Origin of the sequence: Geomicrobium sp. JCM 19037 (assembly GCF_000698105.1) — a bacterium.
Taxonomy (GTDB): Bacteria; Bacillota; Bacilli; order Bacillales; family Marinococcaceae; genus Geomicrobium_A.
Window position 1 is genome coordinate 41,262 of the sequence record NZ_BAWZ01000019.1, and the last position, 18,624, is coordinate 59,885.

The following is an 18,624-nucleotide window of genomic DNA, read 5'->3' on the forward strand; positions in this document are numbered from 1 at the left end:
CTTCATGTATAAAAATGCACTTTGATTAATTATAATACTTGTAAAATATATTATTATCAATAGGCAATTTTAGAATTGTAGGAAGTAGCAACCCTATTTTATAAACGCAGACAGCGTTAATGGAGGAGAGTTACTACATCTGAATGATATCCATGTTAAGGTTTAGGTTTATGACTTATAGATCAACTTCTCTCTACTGTTATAATCAAATATTCATTTTGTAGGGGGAGGTTCTTCGATCTACTATTCGCAGTTGAGAACACAATCGTGCCTAATAAAGGCGTCTACGATTTAGGAGCTTCAGCCGAGAGTTTCAATAGCGGGAATTCCGTTTGTTAAGATAAACGGAATGAAAGGAGAGGAGAATTGATGATGGAGACCACTTTTATGCAATGCAGAGGATAAGCTCTAGGATTCTTTAGACAAGGGATAGGGTGCTAAAGAAGTAGAGAACTGAATTCGACAATCCGTGTAAGCTCTATTATACTAATGTCAAATTTATAGAATTATCATTGAAAGAAAGCATGAAACCTGGTAATGAAATTGGAGGGATGTTTTCTAATGAACCTGAATGTGTATATTATCGAGGATGATTCGCTTCTCTTGAAAGCTTTAAAGGAAGGGTTGAACCAATGGTCATATGAGGTGAGTCACCCGAGTGATTTTTCTCATGTTATGGAAGACTTCGTCGCCCACAACCCTCAACTCGTCATCATTGATATACAATTGCCAAAGTACGACGGTTTTCACTGGTGCAGGGAGATACGAGCTGTCTCCAAAGTGCCCATTATCTTCCTTTCTTCAAGAGATCACCCGACGGATATGGTGATGGCGATGAATTTAGGAGCGGACGATTATGTTCAAAAACCTTTTCATATGGAAGTACTGCTTGCAAAAATCCAAGCGATTTGTCGACGTACGTATACGTATGAAGAGGCATCCTCTGATGTCGTTAAATGGAATGACGCGATTCTCGACTTTAAGAGTGGTGGAATATATAAAGAAGGTAAGAAGGTTGACCTTACCAAAAATGAATTCTTTATTCTTTCGGTTTTAGTAAAAGCGAATAATCAGGTGGTTACTCGTCATGAATTGATGAAGATGCTATGGGATGATGATCAATATATTAATGACAATACACTAACAGCCAACATCACTAGAGTACGCCAAAAGCTCTTAGCTCTTAATTTAGCTGATGGAATCGTCACAAAGAAAGGACTCGGATATATGGCTGTGACACTTTAGGGGGTCTACCATTGTTTATTCATTATCTTCTGTATAAAAAAAGCTGGATTGGATTACTCGGGTTCCTTCTTATCCTTACGAACACGCTCATCTTGCTTGATATGGGGATTCGAGTAGAACCCAATTCTCTCCTATATTTAAATGTATTGTTTCTGACTGTTTGTTTCGTATTTATATTCTGGAGGTACAAAAAAGAAACCGCATACTATAAACTATTATCTTCTCTTACAACAGATTTGGGTGAGAATTGGTTTGAGCGTATTCCATATCCAGACAGCCGTTTTCCTGACGGTATCGTGAACAAGCTAATTGAAAAGATCCATGAGCAAAATCAAACATTACGTCATCGAGAAAAATCCAATAATCTTTTGGAATATAATGATCTTGCCTCCTGGATCCATGAAATGAAAACGCCTCTTACTGCGATGAAAATTACGATTGATGCCCATCGTTCGAATGAGCTAGCTCAGCGGCTAAGCTCAAGTTGGTTGAAAATGCACTTACTTCTCGATCAGCAACTCTACATATCACGTTTAGCTACGTTAGAGTCAGATTTGCTTCCAGAAGAGCTGGACGTAAATCTTGTAATAAAAGAAGAAATTCGTGAGTTATCGACTTGGTGTATGGAAAAGAATTTGGCGATTGACGTAAGCAGAAGTGATGCAGCTACGAGTTACACCGACAGAAAGTGGTGTGCATTTGTCATGCGCCAACTGTTAACTAATGCAATTAAATATAGCCCAGACAATGGAACCATAGTTATTACTACCGAAGTAGATCAAAAAAATGCTGTAACTGTTACTTTTAAAGATGAAGGGCCAGGCATACAAGGGCATGACCTCCCACGAATTTTTGATCGAGGTTTCACAGGAGATAATGGGCGTGTGCAACATGCCTCAACCGGTATGGGGCTTTACCTCGCAAACGAAATTAGCAACAAACTACACATCCAACTAAACGTTCGTTCAATCGTTGGCCAAGGTTCATCATTCTCCATGATCTTTAAGCCAGGCAATTCATTTGAACAGACGAGACGAACACTTTTGCAACCGAAATAGCTTAGCAGTCAGGACATGTTGAAAACCTGACTGTTTTTTTAAAGTGACAAAAATATCACATTCACCGTTTATTTATCATGTAAAACCTACGACCTTGTTTCTTAAAAGAATTACACTTTGTATAGAACAACTTGATTGGAGTGTAAGACATGACAAACGAAAGCACACCTAGATCTGTTCTTATTGCTGAGGGAATTCGTAAAACCTATAGTTCGCATCAAAATGCCCAGAACGTGTTAAACGGAATAGATCTTCGCGTGACAGAAGGTGAGTTTATTGGAATTATGGGACCGTCAGGCTCCGGAAAAACAACACTACTTAACACACTTGCCACGATTGATCGAGCAACAGATGGAAAGGTCTTTATTAATGACTACGAAATAACAGCCATGAAGGATCGCAAGCTTTCAAACATCCGACGTGAACATTTAGGATTTATTTTTCAAGACTTTAATTTACTGGACACGTTAACGGTAAAGGAAAACATTTTGTTGCCTATCTCCTTAACACCAATAACGAACAGTCAAGCTGAGCGCGCATTTCATGACATTGCCACAATGTTGGAGATCGAAGAATTAGCGAATAAGTATCCGTCCGAAATCTCAGGAGGGCAAAAGCAACGAACTTCAGCCGCACGGGCATTAATTTACTCCCCTTCGATCGTTTTTGCGGACGAACCTACTGGCGCATTAGATTCAAAAGCAGCCTCGAATTTATTAGATAATCTATACGAAATTAATCAGTTAAGAAAAGTAACGATCGTGATGGTATCCCACGACCCGTTGGCCTCTAGCTATTGTAGCCGTGTAGTGTTCTTGCACGATGGGCATGTGTACTCTGAATTGTATCGGGGAGATAAAACGAGGGATGCGTTCTTTAAAGACATCCTTGATATGCAGGCAGTGCTCGGAGGAGGTCATGTAAGATGAGCATTCAAAAGCTCGTCATTCGGAGCGTTCGAAAAAATATAAAAATGTATTACCTATACTTTTTTGCCATGATCTCTTGCATCAGTTTTTACTTTTATCTTCTAGACGCTTCAGCATGATGAAACGGTTGTGATGATGGCTAACGCAAGTGTGAACTTTTCTGCAGCCTTTCAAGTAGCGGGTCTACTACTTATTTTCATCTCGGTCGTATTTAGTTCCTATGCCACGAGTATCTTCATTCGAAGGCGCAGCCAGGAGATTGGGTTATATCAGCTGATCGGTTTATCGAAGGGTGGTTTCGCGCTTATTAATATTTGAACACATCATCCTGGGTATTGGAGCTCGTAATTGGTCTTATTGTTGGAATGTTATTTTCCAGAGTCTTTCTGTTGCTGTTCATGAACCTTATCGGTGTTGACGGAATGTTTGGCTTACCTTTTTCTAGCCAAGCGGTAATTCAGACAATGGTTGTATTTATAGGCCTTATTCTCATTACATCTGTACAAATTATCTTGATCGTATACCGAAGTACGTTGTTGCAATTATTTCATGCCACAAAACGGGCAGATCGTATAAATAAGCGACCGAATATGTTGTCTGCAATCTTAGCGTTAACAGGAATCGGTCTCATCGTTTTTGGATACTTTATCTCAACCTTAATGATTGAACATGCTGATTCACTCCTATTTCTAATGCTACTCGTTCTCTCAAGCACCATTTTTGGGACATATCTTATTTTTCACACAACGATTAGCTGGATGTTGTATTTGTTTCGAAGAAAGCAAAGAGGAAACCTTGGTTTATATCATAGTTTATCTGTTGCGTCATTAATGCACAGGCTAAAAGGCCACGCGAATTCGTTAACCTTAATTACCGTTCTGTCGGCGATGACAATTACGATGATTTCCCTCTCCTATTCGTTATATTACTCAACCGAAAATGATGTCAGATTGGCGATGCCTTTGATTTTGCCGTGGAAGATATGCCACAAGAGGCTGGTACGATTTCAAATCGTCTAGAAGAGGAGCAAATCGACTTTCATTATGCAGAGCTTCATGCAATTCGATTTGATGGTACGTGGACTTCGAAGGAGAATAATGCAGACGCACGTCAAAGAACATTTCTGCTTTTTTCATCGGAACAACTCGCTCAGGCTGGGGTGGATGTGAAACATCCAGATGAGGATGAAGCGATCTATCATAATACTCGAGCGATTATCGAAGGATGGAGCTTCATTTCCGAAAGAAGTACAATTCAAAGCAACAAACGACGAAGAAATGCAACTAACTGTCTCTAGTTTCAAACTTGAAAACGTGATGAACTACAGATTTTTTGGCGATCAACTCATTGTTTCTGAGCCAACCTTCCAAAGTATAAGGGAAAATATTCAAGTCGGGGAATCCGCAGAGGAGTTGACTTATGAGACGTTTCAGTTGTTAGATGCTGACCAGTCAGATGTCGCTTCTGATATCTTTCTGGGAAATATAGACAATGATTTGTTTATTACTGACTTCCATACTTCCTATGAACAATCTATTCAAACCTTCGGTCTACTCATTTTTATCGCTGGCTTTTTAGGGATTGTGTTTCTCCTCTCTACAGGTAGCATTTTGTACTTTAAACAAATGACAGAAGCTGAACAAGAAAAAGGGCATTATCGGACACTGCGTCAACTCGGATTTCAAGTGAACGATATTATGAAAGGAATTATCCGTAAGCAGCTTTTTGTTTACATCATTCCTCTAGCAATTGGGTTATTACACGCTGCTTTTGCTTTAAACGTAGGTTCTGTTCTAATTGTCGCAAGCATGCTTACCCCAATTATTATGAGTATGGCAGCTTATATTACGATCTATTTGATGTTTACCATTCTGACCATTCGTTATTACAGAAGCATCGTTCGAAAAGCTTTATAGAAAGGAAAAATAGTTATGAAAAAAAGATGTTCATCTTTAGTCTTATTTCTCTTGTTTTTATCGCTAGTGCCTACCTATTCTTTCGTGAAACAGTGGATCGTTATAATCCTCTAATAGAAGCAGAATACGTCTACGTCGAGATCCAAGGCGAGCCCGAAGAAGATAATGGAAGATATAAATACTCAATGCAAGGGGTTACTGAGGGCAACGAGACAAAAACAGTTGTATTTACGACGAGCACTCCACTTGATCACGGCACGTATGTAAGAGTACTTGCTAAAGGTACGTTTGCAGAAGAATATGAGTTTATTGAAGAAGAACATATGCCGGTACATTGAGGGGAATCTAACAGTGGTACAAGTGGTTTAGGGAACAATAAAAACCCTTGATTTTCAGTGCCGAGAACATCATGGGTTTTTGAAACCGTCGTATAGGAAAACGCGTAAACGCAACAAGCGCGTCTTTTTCAAAGGTAGCTACTCATAAAAACTAATTGCATTATTATTAATATCAACGACTGTAAAATCTGTTTCTCCCCAAGGCTGCGTTATTAAATGACCGTTAGGATGGATAATGTTCTTTTCTTTATAGTCGTCATAAAACTTAGCAACGTCTTTAACCCGAATACGACAACTTTGTGCAATCAATTGTGATACGCTATCTGTTGTAAACCACTTAAAAATGTGTAGCTCTACTTTGTCATAGGTTAAAATCGCATACTCCTCATCACTGTATATGAGTGTAAACCCCAACTGATACTCATAGAAAGTAATACTTGATGTGATGTTATGAACTGGTAGTTTTGGAATTGCATGTATCATTTTCAAATAGATCATCCATTCTTTGAAGGAGCTTTCTAAAATTTAAGAAAGCCCCTCCCTTAATGTATTACCGACTCAAGGTCAGATATGATTGGTGGGATATTCGAATTCAAACCATCATAACTTCGCACAACTTGGCCTTCGTCGTTAATTAAGAAGAAGTCGGTCGTATGAATAATATCGGGATCTGCTGGATCGTTTAATACAGTAGAGTGAAAAGATTCTTCAACAAACTGTTCAATCTCATTAGGGTCGTACCCAGTTAAGAAGTCCCAGTTTGAGAAATCTACATTGTACTGCTCCCCGTATGTTTGCAAGACGTCAGGGGTATCGGTGGCTGGGTCGACAGTAAAAGAGACAAAGGATAATTCGAGTCCTTGTTCCTCAGATGCTTCTTGGATTTCAGCCATATTTGGCGTCATCATGTTGCAGATCGTCGGACAGTCGGTGAATGTCATCGTCGCTAACCAGTATGAGCGTGAAAATCTTCGTCAGTAACAGCCTCTTCGTCTTGGTTCACAAAAGAAAACGATGAAACGTACAAGGATTGTTCACTGAGGTCGCGAGCAACCTCAGCCGTTGTTTCATTGGAAGGCGTGAAAAATGACGCACACCCCCCAAGTATGAGACCTACAAGTAGAGGGAGAACATAGGTGAAAGACTTTTTCATGTATTTTCACTCCCTTTCTCGTTGTCCTCGTCTACATATTCTGGGAGTTCGATTTGAACGACGGTCCCGACGCCTAAGCGTGAAGATACGGTAAATGTCCCTCCGTGTTTCTTAACAATCTCATCTACAATTGCGAGTCCAACCCCACTACCCCCATCAGATCTTGAACGGGCACTGTTGACGCGGTAAAATCGTTCTTTAATATGCTGAACTTTCTCCTCTGGAATACCGACACCTTCATCTAGAATGGTGAAGAGATAGCGATTATCAAATGTTTTTAAAGTAACCTGTATGGAGGATGATTCGTCAGAATAGTTTATGGCGTTATCCAATAGGTTGCGAACGACTTGTGCTAACCTCTGCGTGTCACCATGTATGATGCAACTGTCATCAATGTCCCGGTGAATAACAATGTTCTTCTCATCGGCAACTTGTTCAGCTCGATTCAAAAGATCATGAACAATCTGGGCAAAAGCTACCGGTTCAAAGTGGAGCTCATACGTATCACTTTGTAGTTTGGTAAGATCTAATAGGTCATTGGCTAAATGAAGCATCGATTCCGCTTCCTGCCGAATAATGGGAATCCCGTCTTCACTTTTTATTATCCCTTTTTCAATTCCTTCTGCGTACCCTTTAATGTAACCAAGAGGTGAACGTAATTCATGAGATACGTTACCGATGAATTCTGTACGGTTCTTTTCTTCCGACTGAAGTGTGCCTGCGAGATGGTTTAACGATTCACCAAGCTGGTTGATTTCATTGGTTTTGGACGTGGCAGTTATGCGAGCATCATACTCACCATTTGCCATCCGTAGAGCGGCTCTTTCCATTTTCTGAATCGGTGTAATCATTTCTTTTGATATTAATTTCCCGGTTATAAAAAATAAAGTGACGAACATGAAAAGCAAACCTAAGCCTACAGTACGAAGTCTGATAGAGGTTCGTAAATGCTCGTGAGGGGTTGGGACAGTAAGATCATCCCTGTGAATTGTTCATTTTCTATGAGAGGAACAACGACACCGAGCACTTCTTGGTCGTAGCTTGGGTGCGTACGAATAATTTCGATGTTTTTTCCAGATAGCAATTCGTTCTGCTCGTCCGAGGTAAAGAATTCAATCATAAGGTTGTCTCTGCTATCGGGTTCGAGTAGAGGGTGCTCTTGATCAAAGTAGAACACATCGGCACCGGAGCTTTGGTCGGTCCATTGCACACGCCACAAAAAGGAACTCTCTGAGTCGTATCCATAATAGATGGATGCAAGTTCTTCTCCCGACTCAGTCAGTGATTGAATTTGTTCGTCGACATATAGCCGTTCATATAAGTACGAGGCGACGTATACGCTGAGTAGCGCTAACATAAGGAATACAGCAATGAGCGTTATCCAGATGCGTGTTCGCAATGAGTGGTGGCGTTTATTCATGTTTCCTTTTGAAATTTGTAACCCACTCCCCAAACGGTCTGTATTAAATGTTTCGCGGATTGTAGTTTTATTCGTAATGTTTTTATGTGTGTATCTACTGTTCGCAAATTCCCCTCTGTCATATCCTTATCCCAAAGCAATTCGTGAAGGTGGTCTCGAGAAAATACTTGCGCAGGTGTTCGGCAAGAAATACTAACAGATCAAATTCTTTCTTTGACAAGGAAATATGCGCTTTGTCATTCGTAACGGTTCGTGACTCGACATCAATAACAAGGTTGTCCACTTTAATGAGCGTCCGCTCGTTTTGATGACCTAAACGTCGAAGAACTGCGTGAATTCTAGCTACGAGTTCGTCTAGGCCAAACGGTTTGACAATATAGTCATCCGCACCTAATTGAAGCCCCCGTACTCGTTCTTCTTGCTCCCCACGAGCGGTAAGCATAATGATCGGAATGTCTGATCGGTGTCTAACTTCTTGGCACAGTTCAAAGCCGTCCATACCCGGCATCATTACATCCATAATGACAAGATGGATCGACGACGTGCGAAGTTTTTTAAGGGCAGCCAAACCATTCGTTGCACGTTCGACGTTGTATCCGTTTGATATTAATACTGAAGTTACGAGTTTTAATAATGGCTCCTCATCGTCTACGACGAGAATCGTCTTTCGTTCACTCATGGTAGCCTCCTTCTCTTTTCAACTGCATTATAGCTAATTTTTCACTAGATTGTACAACGTGATGAGTTAGTAAATGTTTCTACTTGTAGTGTACGCACGATTTGTGAAGAAATTGTGTGGCATAAAAGCCAGAATTGAAGATTTCACATAGACTTCACAACGCTTATTTAGGATGGATATACATGCGGTAGGGGTCTCTATGGAAGGCAAACGCTATCAAAACCGTTAGGCCACTACATCGCAGAACAACGAATAATCTTTACAAAAGAGGTAGATGAGGGGAGCGTACCGATGGCAAAAAAATCAAAACAGATGAATGTGCAAGTAATATGGCGCTGGCATTTATATGCAGGTCTACTATTGGTTCCTTTTTTACTCGTACTAGCGATTACAGGGGGAATTTATCTTTTTAAATGGGATATTGAAGCTGCAATCTATGCTGATTATTACGAAGTAGAAGCGTCTGGAGAGACGCTACCACCTGAGGAGCAAGTAGAAATTGCAGCGGATGAACACGGCGGAGAAGTGGTTAGATATCGGCCTGGGGAAGATGCCAATCGCTCTGCTGAAGTAGGAATTGTTGATGAAGCGGGTGAGTCGTTAACGGTGTTTGTCAATCCTTATACGGGGTCGATTCTCGGTACGTTGCAAGATCGCGATCGTGTGATGGATCGGTTGGCTGACTTACATAGTGAACTTATGGCAGGTACAACCGGGGATCGAATTGTCGAACTCGTCGCTTGTTGGACAATTATTATGATTGTGAGTGGCCTGTACTTATGGTTTCCTCGTAAAAAAAATAAAGTTCAAGGAGTGATCGTTCCCCGCTTTAGAAAAGGTAAACGCACACTCATTCGTGATTTTCACGCGGTGCCAGCATTTTGGCTTTCCGGAGATGATTTTCTTACTCGTCACTGGCTTATTGTGGACCGGCTTTTGGGGGAATGGGGTTCAACAACTAGTGACGAGCACAGGTGCAGGGTATCCACCTTCAATATGGGTTGGTTCTGCTCCTGAATCTGAAGTCATATCTGAAGATGTAGCTGATGTGAGTTGGGCTGCAGAAAACCTGCCTGTACCAGAATCACAATATATTGCAGGATTTGAACAAGTATCCATTACCGAAGTGACGAGGGTGGCAAAACAGCTCGATATTCATCCGACATATGATGTCTTCTATCCAAGTGGACAAGAAGGGGTTTTCACACTTTCTGTCTTCCCGCACCGAGCTCAAGATGAAGCAACCGTTCATATCGATCAATATAACGGCGCGGTTTTGGCCGATTACCGATACGATGATTATGGAACGATAGGTAAAGCGATGGCGCTTGGCATTACGATTCATAAAGGATTACAATTTGGGTTTTGGAATCAGATAGCCGGACTGCTCGTTTGCGTAGGATGGTAGTCATGATTATAAGTGGGTTTTGGTTATGGAAACGCAGGAAGCCAACGACCCATTCTGGTGCACCGAGATCAATCCGAATTACCGAAGCGAGAGGAATATTAACGATTCTCCTCATCTTTGCCGTCATCTTCCCACTTGTTGGTTTGTCTCTTGTCGTCGTTTATCTCATTGATCGCTACATCATTCGAAAGAGCAAAACGTTGCGAACATGGCTCAATGTTCAAGAGGAGGAACACCATGCGTAGAGGAATGATCGTGGGCTTCCTACTAGTAATGTTGTCGGGTTGTTCAATGGTGGAACGGTTCGTGGACGCCAACAATCATGATGACTACAATGACAGGGCAAGACTCGTTGTAGATATGATGACAAATGAGATTGTCACCGCAAACGAACAGCAACGGCTCTCTGTTCAAGTGACAGCAGACTACATTCCTGTTGTTGATGCAGAACATGTCGGTATCCGCATTTGGCCGGTATTAGCAGGGGAAGAAGAAGCAGATGAGTACGAGCTTTTCCACCATACGATGGGCGTGTATGAAACAGAAGTAGAAGTCTCTCGGGAAGGCCTCTATTACGCGGAGGCCGTCGTAGAAATCAATGACCAAAAGCTACGACCGAAAAAATATTTTGCCGTCGGTCGTCTCTATCAAGAGGAAGTACTTTTGTTAATGGAAAATGGATCAGAGGAATCGGGAAATGAAGATCATAGCGCTCATCACTAGATAAAAAATTTAAAAGGCAGTTGACAAAAGAAATTTTTTCTATATAATAAAAGAAAATTCATAACTAAATATTTCTTATCCAGAGAGGTGGAGGGACTGGCCCTTTGAAACCTCGGCAACAGGCTTACTCTTAAGCACTGTGCCAATTCCTGTAGCATGTATGCTGCGAAGATAAGAAGAGCCTAAACGGGATAAAGACCAACCATCCTCTCTTCTTATTTTAAGAAGGGAGGATTTTTCGTTTCCAAAAGGATACGGTTGAAGAGATTTTTATCGTTAAAACTAAGTAAATTTATATGTTAAATAAGAATTTGTCGTTAGAGGGGAATGTAGATGATTACATTTGAAGACGTATCGAAAATATACGAAACAAAAACAGGTGCAATTCATGCGTTGAAAAACGTGAATGTCACGATTGATAAAGGAGAAATACATGGTGTTATCGGCTTGAGTGGGGCAGGGAAAAGCACGCTCATTCGTTGTGTGAACCTTATTGAGCGTCCAACATCGGGGCGCGTGCTCGTAGATGATATTGACTTGAGTCAGAAATCGGGGAAAGAACTTCAAAACCAAAAACAAAACATTGGCATGATCTTTCAACATTTTAATTTGTTGCAATCCCGGACGGTGTTTCAGAACATTGCGATGCCGCTAACCTTACAGAAGAAGTCGAACAAGGAAATAACAGAGCGTGTAGAAGAGTTGCTCCAGTTTGTTGGTTTGGAGCATCATAAACATCATTTTCCAGAACAGTTATCAGGTGGACAAAAGCAACGAGTGGGTATTGCTCGTGCGCTTGCTTCAAACCCATCGATCCTGTTGTGTGATGAAGCAACATCCGCACTCGACCCGGAGACGACAAATTCGATTTTGCAGCTCATTAAAGAAATTAATAAACAATATCAAATTACTGTGCTACTCATCACGCATGAAATGTCGGTCATTCAACAAATTTGTGATCGGGTTTCGGTCATGGACGATGGCGAGATTGTTGAGAGTGGTTCTGTTATCGATGTTTTCTCTAAACCGCAAGAAGAAACGACGAAGAAGTTTGTAAAGTCAGTATTTCAAGCCGACATCCCGAGTCGCGTTATGGAAACTGTGAAGACGCAAGATGAGCATTCCAAAGTGATTCAGATTGAGTTTATTGGTTCGTCATCGAGTGAACCGATTTTATCGCAGATGGTAAAGAAGTTCGGAGTTGATGTGAATGTACTGTACGGCAATATTACCGAAATACAACAAGTGCCTTTTGGACATCTCGTCATTCAAATCCAAGGAGAAGAACAAGCGATCGAGCAGGCCATTGACTTTGTATACGAAAACGACCTTTCCCTAAAGGAGGTGGCATAAATGTTAGAAATGCTACCGTCTGCAATTCAGCCGAATATTACGACCGCTCAACTACTGGATGCTTTATATGAAACATTGTATATGGTAAGCATCTCTCTCGTATTTTCGGTTCTAATTGGCGCGGTGTTAGGCGTGATTCTCGTTGTCACAAGAGATGGGCATATCCTTTCATCACCATTCATTTTTAACCTTTTAAATCCAGTCATTAATGTGTTGCGTTCGATTCCATTTATTATTTTACTCGTTGCAATTATTCCGATAACTCGTGCCATTGTTGGTACGTCGGTCGGAACGACGGCAGCCATTGTGCCCCTTGTTGCCTATGCGGCACCGTATGTTGCCAGACTCGTCGAGAACTCATTGCTTGAAGTTGAACCTGGAATATTGGAGGCGGCAGATGCGATGGGGGCTTCAAAAGTACAGGTGATTACAAAGTTTATCTTACCTGAAGCGATGGGCTCGCTCATCCTTACGATTACGACGGTAACCATTGGTCTCGTTGGGGCGACTGCGATGCTGGTGCGATCGGAGCTGGAGGAATTGGCGACGTTGCGCTCACATACGGTATCAGCGGTTTGATAATATGACGATGCTCATCACTGTCGTTCTGCTCGTCCTAATTGTTCAAGCGGTACAAACATCAGGTAATTATTTTTCGAGAAAAGCAAGAAGAAGATAAAACAGATAGAGGAGAATGTCATAATGAGAAAACAATTGAAATTCGTAGGGGTAACACTTACTGCAGCGGCACTCGTTGCGTGTGGCGATGATGAACAATCACAAACAGAGGCAGGAGCGTTTAGCCTGATGACCCGTTAACAGTAAAGATTGGCGTGAGCGGGACCGACACGCCGCAGTGGGACTATATTGCTGAACTTGCTGAAGAGGAAGGCATTGAGATTGATTTAATTCGTTTTAGTGATTATGTGCAACCGAATATCGCACTTGCTGAAGAGGAGATTGACGCCAATGCTTTTCAAACCGTTTCTTACTTTGACAACTTTAAAGAAGAGCATGGGTTTGATCATTTAGAAGCCATTGCAGCGACTGTGCTCGCTCCTTTAGGCTTGTACAGCGACGAGTATGAGCGCGTGGAAGACATCCCAGAAGGGGCTGAAATTGCCATAGCCAATGAAGTGACCAATCAAGCGAGAAATCTTATGCTTCTCGAAGAAGCCGGGCTATTAGAGCTAGAAGACGATTTCGGGGTAACGAGTGGGCTTGATGACATTAAAGAGAATCCTTTAAACCTAACACTCACACCTGTTCAACCGGCGAATGCGCCTCGCATCATGGCAGACATTGATGCCGCAATTATTAACAACGGAATCGCTGTAGATGCAGGTTTAAGCCTCCTGATGATGCCATTGCCATTGAAGATGAGACGGCTACGCCTTATATCAATATTATCGCTGCACGTGAGGACAATGCTGATGATCCAGCGTTGCAAAAGATTATCGACATTTACCAAAGCGAAGAAGTTGAACAATTTATTTTAGACGAGTATGAAGGTGCAAGTATTCCGACATTTATTTCAGTCGAAGAATTGCTCAATTACCCAAAATAGGAGGTCATTACGATGACGAGAGAAGCGTTAAAACAAACCATTACCGATTACGCAAAAGCGCACCAACAAACCTTTATTACCATTAGTCAGCAAATTCATGCACGTCCGGAATTAGGAAATGAAGAAGTGTATGCATCTGCACGATTATCTGAGCAATTAGAACGTGAAGGGTTCTCCGTCCAACGAAACATTGCGGGACACTCGACTGGATTTATTGCAAAAAAGTCATCTGAAAAACCAGGTCCAACCGTATACTTTCTTGCCGAGTACGATGCGTTGCCAGAAATCGGGCATGCTTGTGGCCATAATATCATCGGGACGACGAGCGTATTGGCAGCCATTCTTCTAGGGCAAATTATTGAAGAAATTGGAGGTACGGTGGCTGTTGCTGGAACGCCTGCAGAAGAAGGTGGAGATAACGGCAGTGCAAAAGCAAGTTTTGTTAATCGAGGGTACTTTGATGATGGCGATGCCGCAATTATGATTCATCCGGGCAAAGAGACGCGCGTGTCTGGTCATTCTCTAGCGGTTGATCCTGTTGATTATCATTTCCACGGACGAACGGCTCATGCATCTGCAACACCTGAAAAGGGAATTAATGCCCTCGATAGTGTGATTCAATTATTTAATGGTATAAACGCATTGCGCGAGCATTTAGCAGACGATATTCGAATTCACGGTGTTATTCCTGATGGAGGAAAAGCGCCAAATGTTGTCCCCGACTACGCTCGAGCTCGGTTTTTCCTGCGGGCGGCTTCAAGGCATGATCTAAATGAAGTAAGGAAGAAAGTTGATCGCATCGCTGAAGGTGCCGGATTCATGAGTGGGGCCGACCTTGAAATTACTGAATTCCAAAACGCTATCGATGAACTGCTACCTAACGATCCATTTAACGAATTATTTTATGACATTTTCACAGAACTTGGTCACGATGTAGAAAAGACACCGTCTCAAGCAGCTGGATCAACGGACACAGGCAATGTGAGTCAAGTTCTTCCTACAATCCATCCTCATATTAAGATCGGCGATAACCTTGTCGGTCATACAAGGGAATTCGCCGAAGCGGCTAGTTCGCCGAAAGGAGACCAAGCGGTCATCGATGGCGGTGTAGGGCTCGCGCTTATTGGATTAGAGTTGTTCCTAGATTCAGAGCGATTAGTAAATATCAAACGAGCTTTCGAAGCGTCTCGAAGCAAGCAAAGTGAGCCATTAAGCATATAAAACCCCTACAATTCTTTGCATAAATGTTTCTTCTGTCGTTCATGATAATGAACAGGGGTGATATTTATCGCACGGAGAATGTCCAAACCGAAAACCCACCGCGCTCGTTCAATGTTCAAAGATAAGCTCGGTGAGATTAACCGTATTGTAAAAGCTGCATACCAAGATGACTCAGAAAGAAGATAACGGCTAGGGCTGCTCCGACGGGGCAGTCCTTTGTTGTAGGGGGCGACGTTGTGAGGTCGAGGAGGGGAGAGTGCACGCATTCGACACGGAAGTGCACGCATTCGACAACATCCCCGCGCCTTACTTGATGAATCGTTTCACTAATGTACCCTCCTCCGTGATCGCTAACCGCGGTCACTTTTTTAAATTAAAAGGTTGACAGTAAAAAAAAATACGGGTAATCTATAAAACGTAATCATTACGATTTATATACATGTATAGTAAATAGCGACGATCACGGGAGGTTGGGACTTTGAAAAAATTACTTTTTTTAACGATAGCAAGTAGTGTAATACTTACAGCGTGTCAAGATTCTGGCGATGAAAGCGATGAAGGCACGACAGACGAGGACCCTTTAGCGGTTTCAACGACGTTATATGCGCTTGAGGATTTCACGAGTCGGATTGGCGGGGAGCATGTAGAGGTCGAGAGCATCTATCCACCTAATGCTGATGCCCATACATTTGAACCTTCATCGAGTGAATTTGTGATGTTGGCAGAACAAGATCTGTTTATTTACTCTGGCGTAGGGATGGAGCTTTTGCTGATACAGCGGAAGAAGTTCTCGAAGATGAGAACGTCCATGTGTTTGCAGCTGGAGAGAACCTCGATCTTCGTGGTGAGGGGCATCATGAACATGACCACGGGCAGGAGGAAGAAGATCATGATCATAGTCACGACCACGCCCATGAAGAAGACCATGATCATGCACATGATGAACAGCATGCAGATGAGGATGGCCCGGTCATTCAAGGCGTTCAAGCACTATCATACAGGTGACACGATCGATGTCCACATTGGCGATGCGGATGACGCCGGCGATGGTGAGTGGCACTGGTACACTCGCACGGATGAAGCTGGTGATTGGCAACGTACGGATGTCGAAGGACTCGAATACTCAGGCGAGGCTACGGAAACGAAACAATTAAAAGCGGTTTTGTACGATGAAGAGGACGAAGTTCTACTTGAAACAAATGAAGTGAGCGTGATTATTGATGATCATGACGAAGAACATGGCGTGGGAGATCCACATGTTTTCCTCGATCCTGTGCTCAGTCAGCAAATTGCTGAAAATATTAAAGAAGTCCTCATTGAATTACGACCAGAACAAGAAGATGATTTTACGGCAAACTATGAAGCACTTATTGACGATCTTGAGCAGTTGGATGAAGCGTTAGCAAGCACTTTTGAGGAAGCCGACCACAACCAGATCATTGTTTCTCACGCAGCATACGGGTATTGGGAAGACCGGTACGGATTGGAGCAATTAAGTGTCCACGGTTTATCATCGACGCAAGAACCTTCACAGTCTGAACTTGTGAACATTGTAACGATTGCCGAGGAGAACAACTTAGACTATGTGATTTTCGAAAACAACGTTAGCTCCACGATTACCGAAGTGATTCAATCTGAGATTGGTGCAGAGAGCTTAGTGCTTCGCAACATGGAGAGCATCTCTCAAGAAGACAGTGATAATGACGAAGATTATGTAAGCATGATGCAAATGAACATTGAGATACTTCAACAAGCGCTAAATGATTAAGTGATTTATATTTTGCCACCTATTACAATAATAGGTGGCCAAAAATTGATGACTAGACGATGCCTTGGGCAATCATTGCATCGGCGACTTTCTTGAAACCGGCAATATTGGCGCCATCTGATAAGTTGTCTTCGCATCGATATTTTCGACCTGATGCTAAACTTTTGTCGAAGATTTCTTTCATAATTTCTTTTAGCTGTGTGTCGACTTCTTCAAATGACCAAGATACGCGCGAGCTGTTTTGTGCCATTTCTAGCGCCGATACGGCAACCCCACCGGCGTTTGCAGCTTTACTTGGCGCAAACTGGACGTTGTTATCACGGAAATGATGAAACGCTTCAAGTGTACAAGGCATATTTGCCCCTTCTGCAACAACGCGCACGCCATTCTCGACGAGGCGTTTAGCGTCTTCCCCGTCTAATTCGTTTTGTGTGGCACAAGGCAAGGCGACATCACAAGCGACTTCCCAAATCTTCTTATCCTCGTAATACTCTGCTTCTGGATGATGCTCTGTATAGGCGTGAATGCGTTTCTTCTCGACTTCTTTAATTTGCTTGATTGTTTCTACGTTGATTCCGTTTTTATCATAGATGTAGCCACTAGAATCATTACAAGCAACGACGATGCCTCCGAGTTCAACCGCTTTTTCCATCGCATAGATGGATACTTTACCAGCTCCGGAAACGACAACTCTTTGCCCTTCTAATGTCTTGTTTTCTTCTTTGAGCATATTCTCAACAAAGTACACGACACCGTAGCCTGTCGATTCCGTGCGGGTGAGGCTACCGCCGATGTCGATTTCTTTACCGGTAAAAGCACCGGCCTCTTTTGTGCCGTTAATCTTCTTGTATTGCCCAACCATATAGTTGATTTCTCTGCCGCCGACGCCAATATCTCCTGCTGGAACGTCAACATTTGGGCCGATATATTTTGCTAACTCGCTCATGAAACTTTGAGTAAATCTCATAATTTCTGCATTGGATTTGCCTTTAGGATTAAAATCGGCACCGCCTTTTCCTCCGCCGATTCCTTGACCTGTAAGTGAGTTTTTGAAGATTTGTTCGAAGCCGAGAAATTTGATGATGCTGCTGTTTACGGAAGGGTCAAAGCGAAGACCGCCTTTATACGGACCAAGAGCAGCATTGAATTGGACGCGGTACCCGCGGTTCACTTGAACCGTGCCCTCATCATCGACCCAAGGGACACGAAAGGTAATGAGGCGGTCAGGCTCGACCATTCTCTCTAAAATCCCAAACTTCTGATACTTCGGGTGCTCAGCGAGTAGAGGAACGAGAGACTCGAGGATCTCCTCTGTCGCTTGCTGAAATTCTTCTTCGTGGGGATTTCTCTCTTTTACAGATGCGAGAACCTGATCGACATAGGCTTGCGCTTGTTCTTTAGACATTTGAACCACCCTTTCACTAGGACAATTTATCGAAAAGTTGGCTTCAGTATAACATAGTAAGTTACATCAACTAGTGAAATTGCTCGGTATAGTTCAATGCTATGGAGGAGAAGGAAACTATTGATTCATAAGACGTAACCTTCGACATAAAAGTACATAGAATCGGCTGATAGGCATGTAAATTTCATCGTGATATATTTTTACTATTACTAATAGTCTAAAAAGGAGGAATGCTGATGTATAGCAACGGGCTGAAGAAGTTGATGATGGTTTTTATGTGCTTTTTAGTCGTGTTTAGTTTGATTCCATCGGGTATAAGTAGTGCAACAGAGCATGATATTTCCGAATATTTGGAATTAGAAAAGAAACTCGAACAAGAGGAGACTTCTCAAGATGTTGACGAACCTTATACCATGTGCAAGGAGGGTTAGAAGAATGGGT

Annotated in this window: 19 protein-coding genes, 4 pseudogenes and 1 riboswitch; of the genes and pseudogenes, 16 read left to right on the forward strand and 7 right to left on the reverse strand. The window is 42.3% G+C overall.

Annotated features, from left to right (window positions below; genetic code table 11):
• The first annotated feature begins 561 nt into the window (after positions 1-561).
• The 7 genes from JCM19037_RS12045 (at position 562) to JCM19037_RS12075 (ending at position 5,486) form a co-directional block, all read left to right on the forward strand.
• Positions 562-1,245: a response regulator transcription factor gene (locus JCM19037_RS12045; RefSeq protein WP_081829286.1), complete on the forward strand. Its 684-nt coding sequence runs from the start codon at positions 562-564 to the stop codon at positions 1,243-1,245.
• Between the two features lie 11 nt (positions 1,246-1,256).
• Positions 1,257-2,303: a HAMP domain-containing sensor histidine kinase gene (locus JCM19037_RS12050; RefSeq protein ID WP_042401402.1), complete on the forward strand. Its 1,047-nt coding sequence runs from the start codon at positions 1,257-1,259 to the stop codon at positions 2,301-2,303.
• Positions 2,304-2,452: 149 nt separating this feature from the next.
• Positions 2,453-3,232 (forward strand): ABC transporter ATP-binding protein, encoded by a 780-nt coding sequence (locus JCM19037_RS12055; RefSeq protein ID WP_042401404.1) that lies wholly within the window; start codon positions 2,453-2,455, stop codon positions 3,230-3,232.
• 129 nt (positions 3,233-3,361) lie between these two features.
• The gene (locus tag JCM19037_RS27300) at positions 3,362-3,550 is read left to right on the forward strand and encodes an FtsX-like permease family protein (RefSeq protein WP_238544694.1); all 189 of its coding nucleotides are present in this window, start codon (positions 3,362-3,364) and stop codon (positions 3,548-3,550) included.
• Positions 3,547-4,251: a hypothetical protein gene (locus JCM19037_RS27305; protein WP_238544695.1), complete on the forward strand. Its 705-nt coding sequence runs from the start codon at positions 3,547-3,549 to the stop codon at positions 4,249-4,251. The genes JCM19037_RS27300 and JCM19037_RS27305 overlap by 4 nt, the downstream gene beginning before the upstream one ends.
• A 165-nt stretch (positions 4,252-4,416) precedes the next feature.
• Complete coding sequence (locus tag JCM19037_RS27310; RefSeq protein WP_238544696.1) at positions 4,417-5,148, forward strand: ABC transporter permease; 732 nt, start codon at positions 4,417-4,419, stop codon at positions 5,146-5,148.
• Positions 5,149-5,174: 26 nt separating this feature from the next.
• On the forward strand, positions 5,175-5,486 hold the full coding sequence (locus tag JCM19037_RS12075; protein WP_042401413.1) for a YxeA family protein: 312 nt from the start codon (positions 5,175-5,177) through the stop codon (positions 5,484-5,486).
• A 138-nt stretch (positions 5,487-5,624) separates the two neighbouring features.
• Here the strand turns inward: JCM19037_RS12075 and JCM19037_RS12080 are convergent, their stop codons facing one another.
• The 6 genes and pseudogenes from JCM19037_RS12080 to JCM19037_RS12095 all read right to left on the reverse strand — a co-directional run bounded on the left by JCM19037_RS12080 (position 5,625) and on the right by JCM19037_RS12095 (position 8,738).
• Entirely contained in the window at positions 5,625-5,975 is a 351-nt protein-coding gene (locus tag JCM19037_RS12080) for a bleomycin resistance family protein (protein ID WP_042401414.1), read from the reverse strand.
• 53 nt (positions 5,976-6,028) lie between these two features.
• Positions 6,029-6,427, reverse strand: coding sequence for an SCO family protein (locus tag JCM19037_RS22865; RefSeq protein WP_081829287.1), 399 nt, complete (start codon positions 6,425-6,427; stop codon positions 6,029-6,031).
• A gap of 5 nt (positions 6,428-6,432) precedes the next feature.
• Complete coding sequence (locus tag JCM19037_RS22870; protein ID WP_052363843.1) at positions 6,433-6,639, reverse strand: hypothetical protein; 207 nt, start codon at positions 6,637-6,639, stop codon at positions 6,433-6,435.
• On the reverse strand, positions 6,636-7,538 hold the full coding sequence (locus JCM19037_RS22875; RefSeq protein WP_052363844.1) for a HAMP domain-containing sensor histidine kinase: 903 nt from the start codon (positions 7,536-7,538) through the stop codon (positions 6,636-6,638). Before JCM19037_RS22875 ends, JCM19037_RS22870 begins: the two co-directional genes overlap by 4 nt.
• Positions 7,539-7,555: 17 nt before the next feature.
• On the reverse strand, positions 7,556-8,059 hold the full coding sequence (locus JCM19037_RS22880) for a hypothetical protein (protein ID WP_052363845.1): 504 nt from the start codon (positions 8,057-8,059) through the stop codon (positions 7,556-7,558).
• Positions 8,056-8,738, reverse strand: a pseudogene (locus JCM19037_RS12095) (response regulator transcription factor). The gene JCM19037_RS22880 and the pseudogene JCM19037_RS12095 overlap by 4 nt, the downstream one beginning before the upstream one ends.
• Positions 8,739-9,050: 312 nt before the next feature.
• On the opposite strand from JCM19037_RS12095, the pseudogene JCM19037_RS12100 reads away from it, so the two are divergent.
• The 8 genes and pseudogenes from JCM19037_RS12100 to JCM19037_RS22885 all read left to right on the forward strand — a co-directional run bounded on the left by JCM19037_RS12100 (position 9,051) and on the right by JCM19037_RS22885 (position 16,778).
• Positions 9,051-10,146, forward strand: a pseudogene (locus JCM19037_RS12100) (PepSY-associated TM helix domain-containing protein).
• A gap of 2 nt (positions 10,147-10,148) precedes the next feature.
• Positions 10,149-10,391, forward strand: coding sequence for a hypothetical protein (locus JCM19037_RS27315; protein WP_238544697.1), 243 nt, complete (start codon positions 10,149-10,151; stop codon positions 10,389-10,391).
• Positions 10,384-10,869 carry a FixH family protein gene (locus JCM19037_RS12105; RefSeq protein ID WP_042401417.1) on the forward strand — a complete coding sequence of 162 codons (486 nt, stop codon included), beginning with the start codon at positions 10,384-10,386 and terminating at the stop codon, positions 10,867-10,869. The genes JCM19037_RS27315 and JCM19037_RS12105 overlap by 8 nt, the downstream gene beginning before the upstream one ends.
• 72 nt (positions 10,870-10,941) lie before the next feature.
• A riboswitch (SAM riboswitch) is annotated at positions 10,942-11,047 on the forward strand.
• A gap of 155 nt (positions 11,048-11,202) precedes the next feature.
• Complete coding sequence (locus tag JCM19037_RS12110) at positions 11,203-12,222, forward strand: methionine ABC transporter ATP-binding protein (RefSeq protein ID WP_042401418.1); 1,020 nt, start codon at positions 11,203-11,205, stop codon at positions 12,220-12,222.
• Positions 12,223-12,901 (forward strand): annotated as a pseudogene (locus tag JCM19037_RS12115) (methionine ABC transporter permease).
• A 154-nt stretch (positions 12,902-13,055) separates the two neighbouring features.
• A pseudogene (locus JCM19037_RS12120) lies at positions 13,056-13,789 on the forward strand (MetQ/NlpA family ABC transporter substrate-binding protein).
• Positions 13,790-13,801: 12 nt separating this feature from the next.
• A complete protein-coding gene (locus JCM19037_RS12125) occupies positions 13,802-15,010 on the forward strand; it encodes a M20 family metallopeptidase (RefSeq protein WP_042401420.1) in 1,209 nt (402 codons plus the stop codon).
• 478 nt (positions 15,011-15,488) lie between these two features.
• A complete protein-coding gene (locus JCM19037_RS22885; protein ID WP_081829288.1) occupies positions 15,489-16,778 on the forward strand; it encodes a metal ABC transporter solute-binding protein, Zn/Mn family in 1,290 nt (429 codons plus the stop codon).
• A gap of 52 nt (positions 16,779-16,830) precedes the next feature.
• Here the strand turns inward: JCM19037_RS22885 and gdhA are convergent, their stop codons facing one another.
• Complete coding sequence (gene gdhA / locus JCM19037_RS12135) at positions 16,831-18,183, reverse strand: NADP-specific glutamate dehydrogenase (protein ID WP_042401422.1); 1,353 nt, start codon at positions 18,181-18,183, stop codon at positions 16,831-16,833.
• 236 nt (positions 18,184-18,419) lie between these two features.
• Between gdhA and JCM19037_RS12140 the strand changes: the two genes are divergently transcribed.
• Positions 18,420-18,614, forward strand: a complete 195-nt coding sequence (locus JCM19037_RS12140) for a hypothetical protein (RefSeq protein WP_042401426.1) — start codon at positions 18,420-18,422, stop codon at positions 18,612-18,614.
• Positions 18,615-18,624 lie beyond the last annotated feature (10 nt).